Source organism: Mycolicibacter icosiumassiliensis, from assembly GCF_900078685.2.
Lineage (GTDB): Bacteria > Actinomycetota > Actinomycetes > Mycobacteriales > Mycobacteriaceae > Mycobacterium > Mycobacterium icosiumassiliensis.
On the sequence record NZ_LT546166.1, the window covers coordinates 977,033 to 993,287 of the forward strand.

At 68.8% G+C, this 16,255-nt stretch carries 14 protein-coding genes and 2 pseudogenes; 13 read left to right on the forward strand and 3 right to left on the reverse strand.

Annotation, left to right across the window (positions count from 1 at the left end):
- Positions 1–84: 84 nt before the first annotated feature.
- From BN4346_RS28340 to xerD, 6 genes and pseudogenes are all read left to right on the forward strand, one after another.
- Positions 85–1,332: pseudogene (locus BN4346_RS28340) on the forward strand (DNA repair protein RecN); the annotation flags it as partial.
- Between the two features lie 97 nt (positions 1,333–1,429).
- Positions 1,430–2,611, forward strand: a complete 1,182-nt coding sequence (steA, locus tag BN4346_RS28345) for a putative cytokinetic ring protein SteA (RefSeq protein WP_067969916.1) — start codon at positions 1,430–1,432, stop codon at positions 2,609–2,611.
- A 37-nt stretch (positions 2,612–2,648) separates the two neighbouring features.
- The gene (locus BN4346_RS28350; protein ID WP_067969088.1) at positions 2,649–3,608 is read left to right on the forward strand and encodes a copper transporter; all 960 of its coding nucleotides are present in this window, start codon (positions 2,649–2,651) and stop codon (positions 3,606–3,608) included.
- Positions 3,609–3,749: 141 nt separating this feature from the next.
- The gene (locus BN4346_RS28355) at positions 3,750–5,558 is read left to right on the forward strand and encodes a CTP synthase (RefSeq protein WP_078058495.1); all 1,809 of its coding nucleotides are present in this window, start codon (positions 3,750–3,752) and stop codon (positions 5,556–5,558) included.
- On the forward strand, positions 5,551–6,186 hold the full coding sequence (locus BN4346_RS28360; RefSeq protein ID WP_067969096.1) for an NUDIX domain-containing protein: 636 nt from the start codon (positions 5,551–5,553) through the stop codon (positions 6,184–6,186). Before BN4346_RS28355 ends, BN4346_RS28360 begins: the two co-directional genes overlap by 8 nt.
- Complete coding sequence (xerD, locus tag BN4346_RS28365) at positions 6,183–7,139, forward strand: site-specific tyrosine recombinase XerD (protein ID WP_067969101.1); 957 nt, start codon at positions 6,183–6,185, stop codon at positions 7,137–7,139. Before BN4346_RS28360 ends, xerD begins: the two co-directional genes overlap by 4 nt.
- A gap of 27 nt (positions 7,140–7,166) precedes the next feature.
- Here the strand turns inward: xerD and BN4346_RS28370 are convergent, their stop codons facing one another.
- Positions 7,167–7,922 (reverse strand): O-methyltransferase, encoded by a 756-nt coding sequence (locus BN4346_RS28370; RefSeq protein ID WP_067969103.1) that lies wholly within the window; start codon positions 7,920–7,922, stop codon positions 7,167–7,169.
- 112 nt (positions 7,923–8,034) lie between these two features.
- On the opposite strand from BN4346_RS28370, the gene BN4346_RS28375 reads away from it, so the two are divergent.
- From BN4346_RS28375 to der, 6 genes and pseudogenes are all read left to right on the forward strand, one after another.
- Positions 8,035–8,892 (forward strand): ParA family protein, encoded by an 858-nt coding sequence (locus tag BN4346_RS28375; protein WP_067969106.1) that lies wholly within the window; start codon positions 8,035–8,037, stop codon positions 8,890–8,892.
- The gene (locus tag BN4346_RS28380; RefSeq protein ID WP_067969109.1) at positions 8,889–9,722 is read left to right on the forward strand and encodes a segregation/condensation protein A; all 834 of its coding nucleotides are present in this window, start codon (positions 8,889–8,891) and stop codon (positions 9,720–9,722) included. Before BN4346_RS28375 ends, BN4346_RS28380 begins: the two co-directional genes overlap by 4 nt.
- Positions 9,723–9,736: 14 nt before the next feature.
- Positions 9,737–10,513, forward strand: a complete 777-nt coding sequence (scpB, locus tag BN4346_RS28385) for an SMC-Scp complex subunit ScpB (protein ID WP_078058496.1) — start codon at positions 9,737–9,739, stop codon at positions 10,511–10,513.
- Complete coding sequence (locus tag BN4346_RS28390) at positions 10,513–11,268, forward strand: pseudouridine synthase (RefSeq protein ID WP_067969112.1); 756 nt, start codon at positions 10,513–10,515, stop codon at positions 11,266–11,268. The genes scpB and BN4346_RS28390 overlap by 1 nt, the downstream gene beginning before the upstream one ends.
- A pseudogene (gene cmk / locus BN4346_RS28395) lies at positions 11,265–11,937 on the forward strand ((d)CMP kinase). Before BN4346_RS28390 ends, cmk begins: the two are co-directional and overlap by 4 nt.
- Entirely contained in the window at positions 11,934–13,340 is a 1,407-nt protein-coding gene (der, locus tag BN4346_RS28400; RefSeq protein WP_067969922.1) for a ribosome biogenesis GTPase Der, read from the forward strand. Before cmk ends, der begins: the two are co-directional and overlap by 4 nt.
- 3 nt (positions 13,341–13,343) lie before the next feature.
- On the opposite strand, the gene BN4346_RS28405 is transcribed toward der, so the two are convergent.
- Positions 13,344–13,778: a hypothetical protein gene (locus BN4346_RS28405; protein WP_154677550.1), complete on the reverse strand. Its 435-nt coding sequence runs from the start codon at positions 13,776–13,778 to the stop codon at positions 13,344–13,346.
- A 61-nt stretch (positions 13,779–13,839) separates the two neighbouring features.
- Between BN4346_RS28405 and BN4346_RS28410 the strand changes: the two genes are divergently transcribed.
- Positions 13,840–14,622, forward strand: a complete 783-nt coding sequence (locus BN4346_RS28410) for a sulfite exporter TauE/SafE family protein (RefSeq protein WP_067969118.1) — start codon at positions 13,840–13,842, stop codon at positions 14,620–14,622.
- A gap of 5 nt (positions 14,623–14,627) precedes the next feature.
- On the opposite strand, the gene BN4346_RS28415 is transcribed toward BN4346_RS28410, so the two are convergent.
- A complete protein-coding gene (locus BN4346_RS28415) occupies positions 14,628–16,217 on the reverse strand; it encodes a patatin-like phospholipase family protein (protein WP_235653545.1) in 1,590 nt (529 codons plus the stop codon).
- Positions 16,218–16,255: the final 38 nt, after the last annotated feature.

Genomic DNA, 16,255 nt, shown 5'->3' on the forward strand with positions numbered 1-16,255 from the left:
GACTTCTCTCGCGTTGACTCTGCGTCCACGGCGGAAAAGTGCGAGTAACGTCCGCCCTCGCCGCAGAGTCAACGCATGAGAGAGCGTCCCCGTCGGCTGCGCGCCACGGCGGCGTTACGCCGACTGGTGGCGCAGACCTCGCTGGAGCCACGGCATCTGGTGCTGCCGATGTTCGTCGCCGACGGCATAGCGGAACCGCGGCCCATCTCTTCGATGCCCGGCGTGTATCAGCACACCCGCGATTCGCTGCGCGCCGCGGCCGCCGGTGCGCGGGCGGCCCTAGCCGGCGGCGATGAGGCACTCGATGCAGCCGACGGGCCGAACTCGGCAACTGATCGGCTGGGACAGGCCAAGACGGCGTTGAGCGCCACCGACGACACCGTGCTGCAGGCGCTGGGCGATCAGCTCGGTGAGGCGCTGAACGTGGTGGGCGACGTGGCCCGCGAACTCGGCAGCTATCTCGATGATCTGCCCACCGGCGCCGATGCACTCGATGCCAAGCTGGCCCGCCAGGCCGAGCTGCGCAGCCTGACCCGGAAGTACGCCGCCGACATCGACGGGGTGCTGGCCTGGGCCGCGCAGTCCCGGGACCGCCTGACCCAACTCGACGTCTCCGAAGAAGCACTCACCGAGTTGGCCCGCCGGGTCGACACGCTGGGTGAGCAAGTGGCCAAGGCCGCCACCGACCTCAGTGCCGCGCGCACCAAGGCGGCCGGCGGACTGGCCAAGGCGGTCAGCGCCGAATTGTCCGGGCTGGCCATGGCCGATGCCGAATTCAGCATCGGGGTCAGCACCAGCCCGGCCGCCGCCGAAGACCCAGCCGCGTTGCGACTGCCGTCGGGCCAGACCGTGCACGCCGGCGCCGACGGTATCGACGACGTCGAGTTCGGGCTGGCCCCGCACCGCGGCATGACGGCGCTGCCGCTGGCCAAGAGCGCCTCGGGCGGGGAACTGTCCCGGGTGATGCTGGCGCTGGAGGTGGTGTTGGCCACCTCTTCACGGCAGTCGGCCGGCACCACGATGGTGTTCGACGAGGTCGACGCCGGGGTGGGTGGCCGGGCCGCGGTGCAGATCGGGCGACGGCTGGCCCGCTTGGCCCGCACCCACCAGGTCATCGTGGTGACGCACCTGCCGCAGGTCGCGGCCTATGCCGACGTACACCTGATGGTCGAGCCCACCGGGCGACAGGGTGCCAGCGGGGTACGGCGGCTGGAAGACGACGACCGGGTCGGCGAGCTGGCCCGGATGCTGGCCGGGCTGGGCGAGACCGACACCGCCCGGGCGCACGCGCGAGAGCTGCTGGACGCCGCACAAGAGGATCGCGGCGCCTGACCCTGCGTGTGACTGATGTGACGTGATGGAACTTCTGGGGCTGGTGTTACGGCGCGCCTCCCGGGATTCTTGCGAGTTCCCGGACAGAATCGCGCCCATGAAGATGTCTGCGCTGCTGTCTCGTAACACCGCCCGGCCTGGCCTTGTCGGTACGGCTCGGGTTGACCACGACATCGACCGACTGCTGCGCAGGGTGGGTCCCGGCGACATCGTGGTCCTCGACATTCTCGACCTGGACCGGATCACCGCCGACGCACTGGTCGAAGCCCAGATCGCCGGCGTCGTCAACGCCTCGGCATCGATCTCCGGGCGCTATCCCAACCTGGGACCGGAGGTGCTCGTCGCCAACGGTGTGACGCTGATCGACGAGGCCGGACCCACGGTGTTCAAGAAGATCCGGGACGGCGCCAAGGTTCGCCTCTACAACGGCGCGGTCTATTCCGGCGACCGCCGGCTGGCCCGCGGCGTCGAACGCAGCGACGTCGAGATCGCCGACATGATGATCGAAGCCAAGAGCGGGCTGGTGGCCCACTTGGAGTCTTTCGCCGGCAACACCATCGAGTTCATCCGCAGCGAGAGCCCGCTGCTGATCGACGGGATCGGGATCCCCGAGATCGACGTCGACCTGCGTCGCCGCCACGTGGTGCTGGTCGGTGACGAGGCCAGCGCCGCCGACGACCTGAAGTGCCTCAAGCCGTTCATCAAGGAGTACCAGCCGGTGCTGATCGGCATCGGCGCCGGCGCCGATGTGCTGCGCAAGGGCGGCTACCGCCCGCAGCTGATCGTCGGTGACCCCGACCAGATGAGCGCCGAGGTACTGCGGTGCGGTTCGCAGGTCGTGTTGCCCGCCGACGCCGACGGCCACGCGCCCGGTCTGGAGCGCATCCAGGACCTGGGCGTCGGTGCCATGACCTTCCCGGCCGCGGGCTCCGCGATGGACCTGGCGCTGTTGCTGGCCGATCACCACGGCGCGGCGCTGCTGGTGACGGCCGGGCACACCTCCAACATCGAGACGTTCTTCGACCGGACTCGTCAGCTGACCAACCCCTCGATGTTCATGACCCGGCTCAAGGTCGGCGAGAAGCTGGTGGACGCCCGTGCGGTCGCCACGCTCTACCGCAACCGGATTTCGGCCGGCGCGATCGCGCTGCTGGTGCTGACCATGCTGATGGCGGTCATCGTCGCGCTGTGGGTGTCGCGGACCGACGCCGTGGTGCTCGAGTGGCTCGGCAACTACTGGCACCACCTGTCGCAGTGGCTGCGGCACTGGGTGACCTAAGCGGGATCGACTAAGGAGAATCGGGGTCAGCACCGCCATGATCACCCCTCGCTACCACGCGATGTCGCTGACGGCAGTGCTGCTGGCACTGGTGTTCGGCGTCGTGCTGGGCTCTGGACTGTTGTCGGGCCGGTTGATGGCCGGCATGCAGTCCGACAAGCAGGATCTGCGAGAGCAGATCGACGCGCTGCACGAACAGCACAACGCGCTGAGTGAACGGCTGCGCAACGCAAACGATTTCGACGCCCAGATGGCGCCCCGGATGGTGCACGACGCGCTGAACGGGAAATCCACGGTGATCTTCCGGACCCCCGATGCCGCCGACGGCGACGTCGAGGCGGTCTCGCGGATCATCGGGCAGGCCGGCGGAACCGTCACCGGAACGGTGACACTGACGGCCCAGTTCGTCGACGGCAACGCCGAAGAGAAGCTGCGGGCCGTGCTGGAGTCCGGGATCGTGCCGGCCGGCGCTCAACTGAGCACCAGCCTCGTCGACCAGGACGCCCAGGCCGGTGATCTGCTCGGGATCGCGCTGCTGGTCAACTCGCGCCATCCCGACCCCCCGACTCCGCCCAGCCCCCCTGTCGATGACGCCGCGCGGGACACCGTGTTGGCCGCGCTGCGCGACACCGGCTTCGTCACCTACCACCAAGAGCGCCTCCCGGCCGCCAACGCCGCCATCGTGATCACCGGCGGGGCGCTGCCCGAAGATGCCGGCACCAGCGGGCTGAGCGTGGCGCGGTTCGCCGCGGCCCTGGCCCCGCACGGCTCGGCGACGGTCCTGGCCGGCCGGGACGGGTCGGCGTCGGGAACCGCGGCGGTGGCCATGGCACGCACCGATTCGGCGGTAGCCGGCACCATCAGCACCGTCGACGACGTGGACATCGAGTCCGGCCGGATCACCACCGTCATGGCGGTGAGCAGCCTGATCGGCGGCGGCCAGCCGGGCCAGTACGGCATCGGCCACGGCGCCGCCTCGGTCACCCTGGCGCAATAGCGAGACCTAGCACAGGCCGTGTCCGGGCGCCGGTGGGCGTGTCTGGAGCCGAGATGCCGCGTCGATGTTAGGGTGAGATTCCGTGGGTCGGCAGGCCCTGAAGTTCCTGCGCCGTCGTCACGGAGGTTGGTGTTGCCACCACTGCGAAAGCATCCGCAAACCGAGCCGAAGCATCTCTTCGTCACGGGTGGAGTTGCGTCCTCGCTAGGTAAGGGTTTGACCGCAAGTAGCCTGGGCCAGTTGCTGATAGCCCGGGGACTGCAGGTCACGATGCAGAAGCTGGACCCCTATCTCAACGTCGACCCCGGAACGATGAATCCGTTCCAACACGGCGAGGTGTTCGTCACCGAGGACGGCGCCGAGACCGACCTCGACGTCGGCCACTACGAGCGATTCCTGGACCGCGACCTGTCCGGTTCGGCGAATGTGACCACCGGCCAGGTGTATTCGACGGTCATCGCCAAGGAACGCCGCGGCGAATACCTCGGCGACACCGTGCAGGTGATCCCGCACATCACCGACGAGATCAAGCGGCGCATCCTGGCCATGTCGGAACCGGACGCCGACGGCGTGCGCCCCGACGTGGTGATCACCGAGATCGGCGGCACCGTCGGCGACATCGAGTCGCAGCCGTTCCTGGAAGCCGCCCGGCAGGTCCGCCACGACGTGGGCCGCGACAACGTGTTCTTCCTGCACGTGTCGCTGGTGCCCTACCTGGCCCCGTCCGGGGAACTCAAGACCAAGCCCACCCAGCACTCGGTGGCGGCGCTGCGCAGCATCGGCATCACCCCCGACGCGCTGATCCTGCGCTGCGACCGCGACGTGCCCGAGGCGCTGAAGAACAAGATCGCGCTGATGTGCGACGTCGACGTCGACGGGGTGATCTCCACCCCGGACGCGCCCTCGATCTACGACATCCCCAAGGTGCTGCACCGCGAGGAGCTGGACGCCTACGTGGTGCGCCGCCTCAACCTGCCGTTCAAGGACGTCGACTGGACCGAGTGGGACGAGCTGCTGCGCCGCGTCCACGAACCCCACGAGACCGTGCGAATTGCTTTGGTGGGCAAGTACATCGACCTGTCGGATGCGTACCTGTCGGTGACCGAAGCGCTGCGGGCCGGTGGCTTCACCCATTTCGCGAAGGTCGAGATCCACTGGGTGGCCTCCGACGCGTGCGAGACGCCGGCCGGCGCCGCCGCCGCGCTGGGGGAGATGCACGGCGTGCTGATCCCCGGCGGGTTCGGGATCCGGGGCATTGAGGGCAAGATCGGCGCCATCGCCTATGCCCGCACCTACGCGCTGCCGGTGCTGGGTCTGTGCCTGGGTCTGCAGTGCATCGTGATCGACGCGGCCCGTGTCGCCGGGATCACCCAGGCCAGCTCGGCGGAGTTCGACCCGGACACCCCCGACCCCGTCATCGCGACCATGGCCGATCAGCAAGACGCGGTCGCCGGCACGGCCGACCTCGGCGGCACCATGCGGCTGGGTGCCTACCCCGCCGTGCTGGAAGCGGATTCGATTGTGGCCGAGGCCTATCAGGCCACCGAGGTTTCCGAACGGCACCGGCATCGTTTCGAGGTCAACAACGCCTACCGGGACCGGATCGCCGAGAGTGGGCTGCGATTCTCCGGCACCTCCCCGGACGGGAAGCTGGTGGAGTTCGTCGAGTACCCCCGCGACGTGCACCCGTTCCTGGTGGGCACCCAAGCGCACCCGGAGCTCAAGAGCAGGCCCACTCGGGCGCATCCGCTGTTCGCCGCGTTCATCGGTGCGGCGATGGACTACAAGGCCGCCGAGCGGCTGCCGGTGGAGATCCCCGAGCACGCCCACGAACCCCACGCTGCCGAGCACGATGACGCTCAGAACGGAGCCGAGGGGCACGGCGGCAGCGCCCAGCCGCTGACCGACCCACAGCAAGAAGCGCTGCCGGAACACGTCACCCGTGGCTGACCACGTCTTCGAGACCATGTCGTCGCAGCTGCTGCACAGCGGCAAGATCTTTGCGCTGCGCCGTGACGAGGTCTTGATGCCGGGTGGCGCGATCGCCACCCGGGACGTGGTGGAGCACTTCGGGGCGGTGGCGGTGGTCGCCCTGGATGCCGAGGGCCGGATCCCGCTGATCTACCAGTACCGCCACGCGCTGGGACGGCGACTGTGGGAGCTGCCCGCCGGACTGCTCGACGTCGGTGGCGAACCGGCGCCCCAGACCGCCGGCCGCGAGCTGGTCGAGGAGGCGGGCCTGACCGCGACCACCTGGCAGGTGCTGGTGGACCTGGACTCCACGCCGGGCTTTTCCGACGAGTCGGTGCGGGTGTATCTGGCCACCGGCCTGACCGAGGTGGGCCGCCCGGAGGCACACGACGAAGAGGCCGATTTGACGCTCGAGTGGTATCCACTGGCCGAGGCGGCCCGGATGGTGTTCTCCGGCGAGATCGTCAATGCCATTGCGGTGGCGGGGATCCTGGCCGCTTTTCTTCATAGCGAAGCGCACAGCCAGGGCTTTGCCGAGCTGCGTACCCTGGACGCCGAGTGGGTCGATCGACCGACGGCGTTTGCCGCAAGGCAGAACCGGCCATGACCGCGGCGACCCAGCCGGTGTGCCCGCTCAATGGGCAGTTGCAGGGGTATCTGGACCACCTGACCATCGAGCGCGGGGTCGCGGCCAACACACTCAGTTCCTACCGGCGCGACCTGCGCCGCTACCGCGAGCACCTGCTGGCCCGCGGGATCGAGGACCTGGCCGGTGTCGCCGAAGGTGATGTCACCGAGTTTCTGGTGACGCTGCGTCGCGGCGACCCCGACAACGGCGTGCCCGCACTGTCGGCGGTCTCGGCGGGGCGTGCGCTGATCGCGGTGCGCGGCCTGCACCGGTTCGCCGCCGCGGAGGGACTGGTGGCGGCCGACGTAGCGCGCTCGGTTAAACCGCCGACACCGGGGCGGCGCCTGCCCAAGAGCCTGACCGTCGACGAGGTGGCGGCGCTGCTGATCGGTGCCGGCGGCGACAGCGCCTCCGACGGGCCGTTGACGCTCCGCAACCGCGCCCTGCTGGAAATGTTGTACTCCACCGGATCTCGTATCTCCGAGGCCGTCGGCCTGGATCTCGACGACATCGACGTGGCAGACCGGTCGGTGCTGTTGCACGGCAAGGGCGGCAAGCAGCGATTGGTGCCGATCGGTCGGCCGGCGGTCGCGGCGCTGGACGCCTACCTGGTGCGGGGCCGCCCGGATCTGGCCGGCCGTGGCCGCGGCACCGCCGCGGTGTTCCTCAATGCGCGGGGCGGGCGGCTGTCGCGCCAGAGCGCCTGGCAGGTGCTGCAGGATGCCGCCGAGCGGGCCGGGATCACCGCCAAAGTGTCACCGCACACGCTGCGGCACTCGTTCGCGACTCATCTGCTCGACGGCGGCGCCGACGTGCGGGTGGTGCAAGAGCTACTCGGCCACGCCTCGGTGACCACCACGCAGATCTACACGTTGGTGACGGTCAATGCGCTGCGCGAGGTGTGGGCCGGCGCCCACCCCCGCGCCCGCTAGGGGGCGTCCCTTTCCGTCGCGCAGGCACTAGCCGCCCAGGTAGGTCGACTCCAGCACCAGATCGTGCAGCAGGCTCTGATACTCCACATGGGTGCGGTGCTCGACGGTGTCCCAGCGCGAGCCCTGCTGGGCCTGCATGTACTCGCGGTAGCGCGGCGCTCCCGGGACCTTGACGTTGTCGGCCACCACCACCGCACCGGGATGCAACCAACCCCGGTCGAGGATGGCCTGCAAGTCGGGCAGGTAGGCGTCCTTGTCGTGGTCAATGAACAGAAAATCCAGCCCGCCGGCGGCGAAGCCGTGCTTGGCGGTCAAGGTGTCCAGCGTGCGCCCGCCGTCGCCGATGGTGCCCACCACGCACGTCACCCGGTCGGCCACCCCGGCGTGCGCCCAGATCCGCCGGGCATTGGCGGCGTTGGCCTCGGCCAGCTCGATCGAGTAGATCCGCGCCGAGGGCGCGGCGCGCGCAATCCGCAGGGCGCTGTAGCCGCAGTAGGTGCCCAGCTCCAGTGCCAGCGCCGGATTGACCCGCTGTACGGCGGCGTCCAGCAGCAGGCCCTTCTCGTCGCCGATATTGATCAGCAAAGACTTCTCGTAGGCGAACTCGTCGATCCGGGCGAGCACGTCGTTGATGTCGCCGGCCCGGGCGTTGGCCAGCACGAAGTCGACCGCCGCGGCCTCGCGGCCGTCGCCGATCTGCCCGGTCGTGACGATGTTGCGCGCACCGGTCGCCATCCGCAGGAACGACCACCGCAGGAAGGGGAGACGTCGTTTGAGGCTCATGGATGCGATCCTATGGCCGCCGGGGCCGCAATCACTGGTCATGTGGCTAATACAAGAGCCGGTCACCTATTAGACTTCTGCGGATGTCCGCCACCACAGCTCCGGTTCGGCCATGAGCGACGACGACACCCCCGGCGTCGGTCTGACCGGGCGTCCGCCGCGGAATATCCCCGAGCCGCAGCCCCGTTCGACGCACGGGCCGGCCAAGGTCATTGCGATGTGCAACCAGAAGGGCGGCGTCGGCAAAACGACCTCCACCATCAACCTCGGTGCCGCGCTGGCCGAATACGGCCGCCGGGTGCTGCTGGTAGACCTCGACCCGCAGGGCGCGCTGTCGGCGGGACTCGGCGTGCCGCACTACGACCTGGCGCATACCGTGCACAACCTGCTGGTCGAACCGCGCGTCGGCATCGACGACGTGGTGGTGCAAACCTCGGTGGAGAACCTGGACCTGGTGCCCTCCAACATCGACCTGTCCGCGGCCGAGATCCAGCTGGTCAACGAGGTGGGGCGGGAGCATTCCCTGGCGCGCGCGCTCACCCCGGTGCTGGACCGCTACGACTACCTGTTGATCGACTGCCAGCCGTCGCTGGGGCTGCTCACCGTCAACGGTCTGGCCTGCGCCGACGGCGTGGTGATCCCCACCGAATGCGAGTACTTCTCGCTGCGCGGCCTGGCGCTGTTGACCGATACCGTCGACAAGGTCCGCGACCGGCTCAACCCGAAGCTGGAGATCAGCGGCATCCTGCTGACCCGTTACGACCCGCGCACGGTCAACTCCCGCGAGGTGATGGCGCGGGTGGTGGAGCGCTTCGGCGACCTGGTGTTCGACACGGTCATCACCCGTACCGTGCGCTTCCCCGAGACCACCGTGGCGGGCGAGCCGATCACCACCTGGGCCCCGAAGTCCGGGGGCGCGCAGGCCTATCGTGCGTTGGCCCGCGAAGTCATTGACCGATTCGGCGCGTGAACGCCGACACCGAGACGCCCGACGCCCCCGCCGACGCACACGGCTTCCAGGTCCGGCTGACCAACTTCGAGGGTCCGTTCGACCTGCTGCTGCAACTGATCTTCGCGCATCGGCTCGACGTCACCGAGGTGGCTCTGCACCAGGTCACCGATGACTTCATCGCCTACACCCGCGACGTCGGCGCGCAGCTGGAGCTCGAAGAGACCACCGCGTTTCTGGTGATCGCCGCGACGCTGCTCGACCTCAAGGCGGCCCGGCTGCTGCCGTCCGGCCAGGTCGACGACGAAGAAGACCTGGCGTTGCTCGAGGTCCGCGACCTGCTGTTCGCGCGGCTGCTGCAGTACCGGGCGTTCAAACACGTCGCGCAGATGTTCGCCGAGCTGGAAGCGGCCGCGCTGCGCAGCTACCCGCGCGCGGTGTCGCTGGAAGACGGCTACGCCAACCTGCTTCCCGAAGTGATGCTCGGTGTCGACGCCGACTCGTTCGCCCAGATCGCGGCGGCCGCGTTCACTCCGCGCCCGGCCCCGGTGGTGGGTCTGGAACACCTGCACCAGGTGATGGTGTCGGTGCCAGAGCAGGCCGGTGTGGTGTTGCGGCTGTTGGAGGCTCGCGGCACCGGGCAGTGGGCGTCGTTCTCCGAACTGGTCGCCGACTGCTCGATGCCGATCGAGATCGTCGGCCGCTTCCTGGCGCTGCTCGAACTGTATCGGGCCCGGGCGGTAGCATTTGAGCAGTCAGAACCACTTGGTGTGCTCCAGGTGTCGTGGACGGGCGAACGCCCAACCGCGGGAGAGCTAGTAGACCTGGTGAAAGCAGAATCGGCCGAGTAGTGCGAGACGAATTGATGACTGACCACATGCCCGACTCCGAAGTGGCGGAGGATTTCGAGGCACCCGAGGCCGCCGACGCTGTGGAAGACCACGAGGCTACGGGGGAGTCCGCTGGCCCATCGGGCTCCAACCTGGGGATTGACGTTGCCCTGGCGCCCGAACTCGAGGACGGCGAACTGGGATCGGTGCTGGAGGCCCTGCTGCTGGTGGTGGACACCCCGGTGGCCGTGGAGGCACTGGCGGCCGCCACCGATCAACCGGTCTACCGGATCACGGCCAAGCTGCGGACGATGGCCGAGGAGTTCACCGAACGCGACAGCGGCATCGACTTGCGCGAGGCCGGTGGCGGCTGGCGGCTGTACACCCGCGCCCGGTTCGCGCCGTATGTGGAGCGGCTGCTGCTCGACGGTGCCCGGTCCAAACTGACCCGTGCCGCGCTGGAGACGCTGGCCGTGGTCGCCTACCGCCAGCCCGTGACGCGGGCCCGGGTCAGCGCGGTGCGCGGCGTCAACGTCGATGCGGTGATCCGAACCCTGGTGGCGCGCGGCCTGATCACCGAGGCGGGGGCTGACCCCGACACCGGGGCGGTGACGTTCGCCACCACCGAGCTGTTCCTGGAGCGGCTCGGTCTGTCGTCGCTGACCGACCTGCCCGACATCGCCCCACTGCTGCCCGACGTCGACGTGATCGACGAAATGAGTGAAAGCCTAGATAGTGAACCGCGTTTCATGAAACTCGGCGGTGCGCCGGCGACCGACCAGCCGCTGACCTTTGATGTGGATCACCTCTGATGGCGTGGCCGGACGAAGAACAAGACGGAGTGCGCCTGCAGAAGGTGCTGTCGCAGGCCGGGGTCGCCTCGCGGCGGGTCGCCGAGCGGATGATTCGCGACGGCCGAGTCGAGGTGGACGGCCGGGTGGTGACCGAACTGGGCACCCGAGTCGACCCTGGCGCCTCGGTGATCCGAGTCGACGGAGCCCGGGTGACCGTCGATGACACCCGGGTCTACCTGGCGCTGAACAAGCCGCGCGGAGTGCATTCGACCATGTCGGACGACCGCGGACGGCCGTGCATCGGCGACTACGTCGAACATCGAGTTCGCGGTGACGCCAAGCTGTTTCACGTTGGGCGCCTCGATGCCGACACCGAGGGCCTGATGCTGCTGACCAACGACGGCGAACTCGCCCACCGGCTGATGCACCCGTCGTATCAGGTACCCAAGACCTATATCGCCACCGTGGTGGGCGCCATCCCGCGCGGACTGGGCAAGAAGCTTCGCGACGGTGTCGAACTCGACGACGGCCCGGCCAAAGTCGACGACTTCGCGGTGGTCGACACCGTGCCCGGCAAGTCCCTGGTGCGGGTCACGCTGCACGAAGGCCGCAAGCGGATCGTGCGCCGAATGCTCGCTGCGGTCGGATTTCCGGTCCAGGAGTTGGTGCGCACCGATATCGGGGCCGTTGCATTGGGGGAGCAGCGTCCCGGCAGCATCCGGGCGTTGAGCGGCAAGGAAATCGGCGAACTCTACAAGGCAGTCGGTCTGTGAACGGCGGTAGCGCGGCCGTCGTCGCCATTGATGGGCCGGCTGGAACCGGAAAGTCCACAGTCGCCCGGGGCACGCTACCTGGACACCGGCGCGATGTACCGGGTCGTCACACTGGCGGTGCTGCGATCCGGCGTCGCCCTCGACGATATCGACGGCATCGGTGCGGTCGCGCAGGGCGTCGAGGTCTCGGTGGACTCCCAGCCTGAGGGAGACCGCGCTTTCCTTGGTGACGAAGACGTTTCGCGAGAGATCCGCGGCGACGAGGTGACCCGCGCGGTGTCGGCGGTGGCCGCGGTTCCCGCCGTGCGCACCCGGTTGGTCGCCGTGCAGAAGCAGTTGGCCACCCAAGGTGGTGGCGTGGTGGTGGAAGGCCGCGACATCGGCACCGTGGTGCTGCCCGACGCCGACGTGAAGATCTTCCTGACCGCCTCGGCCGAGACGCGCGCCCGGCGGCGCAATGACCAGAACATCGCGGCGGGGCTGCGCGACGACTACGCCGGTGTGCTGGCGGACGTGCTTCGCCGCGACGAGTTGGATTCCACGAGGGCGGTGTCGCCGCTGCGGCCCGCCGACGATGCGGTGATCGTGGACACCGGAGACATGACCCAGGCGCAGGTGATCGACCATCTGCGGGACCTGGTTGAGCAGCATTGCGGGGCGATCCGATGAGTGACGGAACCTGGGTCGACGAAAGCGACTGGGAGATCGGCGAAGACGGCGGTTTCGACGATCTCGTCGAGGACTCCGGACCGCCGCCGGTGGTGGCCGTGGTGGGTCGACCCAACGTCGGCAAGTCGACGCTGGTCAACCGGATCCTGGGCCGTCGCGAAGCGGTGGTGCAGGACCTGCCGGGCGTGACCCGTGACCGGGTGTCCTACGACGCGCTGTGGACCGGCCGGCGCTTCGTGGTGCAGGACACTGGCGGCTGGGAGCCCGACGCCAAGGGTCTGCAACAGCTGGTGGCTGAGCAGGCCGCGGTCGCGATGCGTACCGCCGACGCGGTGATCCTGGTGGTGGACGCGGTGGTCGGCGCCACCGCCGGCGACGAGGCCGCCGCACGGATTCTGCGCCGCTCCGGCAAGCCGGTGTTCTTGGCCGCCAACAAGGTTGACAGTGAGCGGGCCGAGGCCGACGCGGCGGCACTGTGGTCGCTGGGACTGGGCGAGCCGTTCACCGTCAGTGCGCTGCATGGCCGCGGAGTGGCCGACCTGCTAGATGAGGTGGTCGCCAAGCTGCCGGAGGTCGCCGAAACCGCCGGCGGCGGAGGCGGCCCGCGCCGGGTGGCCTTGGTCGGAAAACCTAACGTGGGCAAGAGCTCGCTACTGAACCGGTTGGCCGGCGACGAGCGTTCGGTGGTGCACGACGTGGCCGGCACGACGGTCGACCCGGTCGACTCGTTGATCGAGATGGACGGCAAGATCTGGCGTTTCGTCGACACCGCCGGGCTGCGCCGCAAGGTGGGGCAGGCCAGCGGACATGAGTTCTACGCCTCGGTACGCACCCATGGGGCTATCGACGCCGCCGAAGTGGTGATCGTGCTGGTCGATTCGTCGCTACCGCTGACCGAGCAGGACCAGCGGGTGATCTCGATGGTGGTCGAGGCCGGTCGGGCGGTGGTGCTGGCCTACAACAAGTGGGACCTGGTCGATGAGGACCGGCGTTACCTGTTGGACAAGGAGATCGATCGGGACATGGCCCGGCTGGCGTGGGCGCCGCGGGTAAACATCTCGGCGAAAACCGGTCGCGCCGTGCAGAAGTTGGTCCCGGCACTGGAGACCTCGCTGGCGTCCTGGGACAAGCGGATCTCCACCGGGCAGCTCAACAACTGGCTCAAAGAGGTGGTCGCCGCGACCCCGCCGCCGGCGCGCGGCGGTCGTGCGCCGCGCATCCTGTTCGCTACCCAGGCGACGTCGCGTCCGCCGACGTTTGTGTTGTTCTCGTCGGGATTCTTAGAGGCCGGTTACCGCCGGTTCCTGGAGCGGCGGTTGCGCGAAACGTTCGGATTCGAGGGCAGCCCGATCCGGATCAATGTGCGAGTGCGAGAAAAGCGCGGCCCCAAGCGTTCTCGCTGAGGGCTATCCAGCCTTGGTCAGCTGAAAATCCCACTGCCCGACCACTCCACCGGCCGGCCCTCGACCGCACGGTTCCAGGGTGGCGGTGGTCCATTGGCCGGCCAGGGTCACCGCATCGAAGCTGACCGTCTTGGACACCGGTAGCGGGGTGTGATCCACCGGGCAGTCCATGCTGCCCCGCCCGCTGTACTCCCAGCGGCCACCGTTGAGATGAAATTCCGCGTTCTGCAGCCAGCGTTCCGCGTCGACGGCGGTACAGGTCGCACCGCACGGGGTGAACGTCCACGTCGCCGCCCGTTGCGACGGACCGTGCTGGGCGGTGAAGGCGTACGGGCCGGACGGCACCTCCGGGGCGGCTTGGGCCGCCGGCGGCGTCCCGAGGGCGAACAGCAGCCCGCAGACGGCACTGGCAGTCCGCTTTCCCGTAATGCCGATCATCGCGTTCACCTCTCCGCTGGGCTGCCTTAGCCCTGCGCACGATCAGCGTAGGGTGCTGCAAATGGCAGTTTCGCAGATGGTGTTGATCCTCCTGGCCGGGGTGGGCGCCGGGGCAATCAACGCCCTGGTCGGCTCCGGCACACTGATCACCTTCCCGACCCTGGTGACGCTGGGCTTTGCGCCGCTGACCGCGACGATCTCCAACGCGATTGGCCTGGTGGCCGGTGGTATCTCCAGCACCTGGGCCTACCGTCGCGAACTGCGCGGTCAGTGGGACCGGCTGCGCTGGCAAATACCGGGATCGCTGCTCGGCGCCGTGCTCGGGGCCTACCTGCTGCTGCACCTGCCCGAGAGCGTGTTCAACCGAATCGTGCCGGCACTATTGGTCGGTGCCTTGGCGCTGGTGGTGATCGGGCCCAAGATCCAGGCGGTGGCGCAGCGTCGCGCGGCGGCCGAGGGTCGCTCGACCGACCAGCTCAGCGGTGGCCGACTGGCGGCATTGGTTGTCGGTACTTTCGTCGTCGGTGTGTACGGCGGTTATTTTGCTGCGGCCCAAGGAATTCTGCTGGTCGGTGTGATGGGGGTGCTGCTGCCCGAGTCGATGCAGCGGATGAACGCCGCGAAGAACCTGCTGGTGCTGATCGTCAACGTGGTCGCCGCCGGGGCCTACATCATGACTGCGTTCGACCGGATCAGTTGGCCGGCAGCCGGATTGATCGCCATCGGTTCACTGATCGGGGGATACTTGGGCGGTCACTACGGGCGCCGGCTATCCCCGAACGCGCTGCGTGCGGTGATCCTCGTGGTCGGACTGATCGGGCTGTACCGGCTGCTGACGGTCTAGCCGGCTCAGGCGGGGTTCTGCCTGCGCCACCGCTCCCAGCGGCCACGCGGCGCCCGGGCCGCGGCCATCACCTCATTCATCGACGCGGCGTGCGGGTGTTCCGGTTCCGCGGGCACCCTCGGAGTCACCACCGCGGGCTCGGTGCCTTCCCACCAGACCGGTTGCAGCAGTGCGGAAACCACCGGAATAGCGTGCCCGACGCTCTTGCGTCCCCACTGGCAGGCCCGGTCGATGGTGGCCGCCGAGGGCGCCAGGTTCACCGGTGACAGCGTGGGGGAGAACCGGACCAGATGGTCGGCATAGGGCGCGTTGCGCACCATCTGTAACTGGATCGCCTGGGTGATGGGCACCAGCCACAGGTGCTTGGGGTCCCACTGCGGGTGGAAGCAGTCGAAGGCGAGATAGCAGGCGTTGCGGCTGCCCAACCGGCCGGCGCGGACGCGTTTCCAGGCCAGCTCCAGGGGCACATTGCTGGCCGCGCCACCGTCGACCAGGGCGCCCACGTCGTTGTCGGCCAGCAGCGCGTCGAACAGCGGCTCCATGGCCGGGTCTTTGGGCTCGTGGTGCAGCACCCCGGGGATCGCCGAGGAGAACGACGCTGCGTCCACGACGTTGACGTCGCGGTCGGGGTTGTCGCCGCCGATCACGATCGGGGTCACCACCCGCGGGTCGATGAAGGCCGCCGTCTGCCACATCCGGGTCGCTATCTGCGGGCCCAGGCCGATGGACAGGTAGGGGAGGGACCGCAACTGCAGGCCGGCCAGGCGCTGGTTGCGGTAGCGCCCCGGCAGCGCCGCAAACGGCTGGCGGCGCACTCCGGCCACCACCGCGTCGAACGGAATCGCCAGATCCGACATCTTCATCGGGGCGCCGTCTTCGCGGCGGAACATCGCGTCGGCGAACAGATCGAAGTTCAAGGCGAACACACCGGTCAGGCCGTGGCGGCGGCGTAACCGCTCGGGCCCCAGGATGGCGCGGAACGACACCGTCTTGGCCCACTGGATGTACTCGTCGATGGGCACCGGCAGGGTACGGCTAACCACCGAACCCAGGATGGAACCGAACGAGGACCCGATCAGGTAGTCGGGTACTGCCCCGGACTCCAGCAGGGCCTCCATGCCGCCGATGTAGACGAAGCCGGCGCCGCCCCCGCCGCCGAGGACGGTGACCAGTTTCTTGTGGCCCACCTCGGCGTCGAGCTCGGCCAGGGAGAAGTCGTTGCCGTGGCGTTCGGCCAGCAGGCGGCGTTGTTCGTCCTGCTCGGCGGCCAGCACGCCCAGGGCGTCGCGGGCGGCGATCAACGCCATCACCGGGTCGCGCTCCGCCGGCCCGGGCGGCGCCCGCGGTCGCGGCGACGTCTCGGTGGGCGCGGAGCTGGCCGGGTGGCGGGCGAAATTGAGCAGATACCGCAGCCGGCGCAGTTGCTCGGCGCTCAGCACGTCGGGCCGGCGCAGCGTGTGGCGGATGAGGCGGTTTTCCATCTTCTGCAGCAGCAAGATGGTGTCGCCGGTGTCGACGACGTCGATCACTTCGTCGGTGACGGTGGGGTCGGCGCTGCTCTCGGGGCTGTCTATTGGGTCCGTGGGGTCGGGCATGGCCGACCACTGCTGCGAGGGGGGAAGCTGCATAAGTG

What these genes read in the sequence shown, in the direction of transcription:
- BN4346_RS28410 (WP_067969118.1), top strand. Translation starts at nt 13,840, where the DNA reads ATGGCAGTTTCGCAGATGGTGTTGATCCTCCTGGCCGGGGTGGGCGCC.
- der (WP_067969922.1), top strand. Translation starts at nt 11,934, where the DNA reads ATGAGTGACGGAACCTGGGTCGACGAAAGCGACTGGGAGATCGGCGAA.
- BN4346_RS28375 (WP_067969106.1), top strand. Translation starts at nt 8,035, where the DNA reads ATGAGCGACGACGACACCCCCGGCGTCGGTCTGACCGGGCGTCCGCCG.
- scpB (WP_078058496.1), top strand. Translation starts at nt 9,737, where the DNA reads ATGACTGACCACATGCCCGACTCCGAAGTGGCGGAGGATTTCGAGGCA.
- steA (WP_067969916.1), top strand. Translation starts at nt 1,430, where the DNA reads ATGAAGATGTCTGCGCTGCTGTCTCGTAACACCGCCCGGCCTGGCCTT.
- BN4346_RS28405 (WP_154677550.1), bottom strand. Translation starts at nt 13,778, where the DNA reads ATGATCGGCATTACGGGAAAGCGGACTGCCAGTGCCGTCTGCGGGCTG.
- BN4346_RS28370 (WP_067969103.1), bottom strand. Translation starts at nt 7,922, where the DNA reads ATGAGCCTCAAACGACGTCTCCCCTTCCTGCGGTGGTCGTTCCTGCGG.
- BN4346_RS28390 (WP_067969112.1), top strand. Translation starts at nt 10,513, where the DNA reads ATGGCGTGGCCGGACGAAGAACAAGACGGAGTGCGCCTGCAGAAGGTG.
- BN4346_RS28350 (WP_067969088.1), top strand. Translation starts at nt 2,649, where the DNA reads ATGATCACCCCTCGCTACCACGCGATGTCGCTGACGGCAGTGCTGCTG.
- xerD (WP_067969101.1), top strand. Translation starts at nt 6,183, where the DNA reads ATGACCGCGGCGACCCAGCCGGTGTGCCCGCTCAATGGGCAGTTGCAG.
- BN4346_RS28415 (WP_235653545.1), bottom strand. Translation starts at nt 16,217, where the DNA reads ATGCCCGACCCCACGGACCCAATAGACAGCCCCGAGAGCAGCGCCGAC.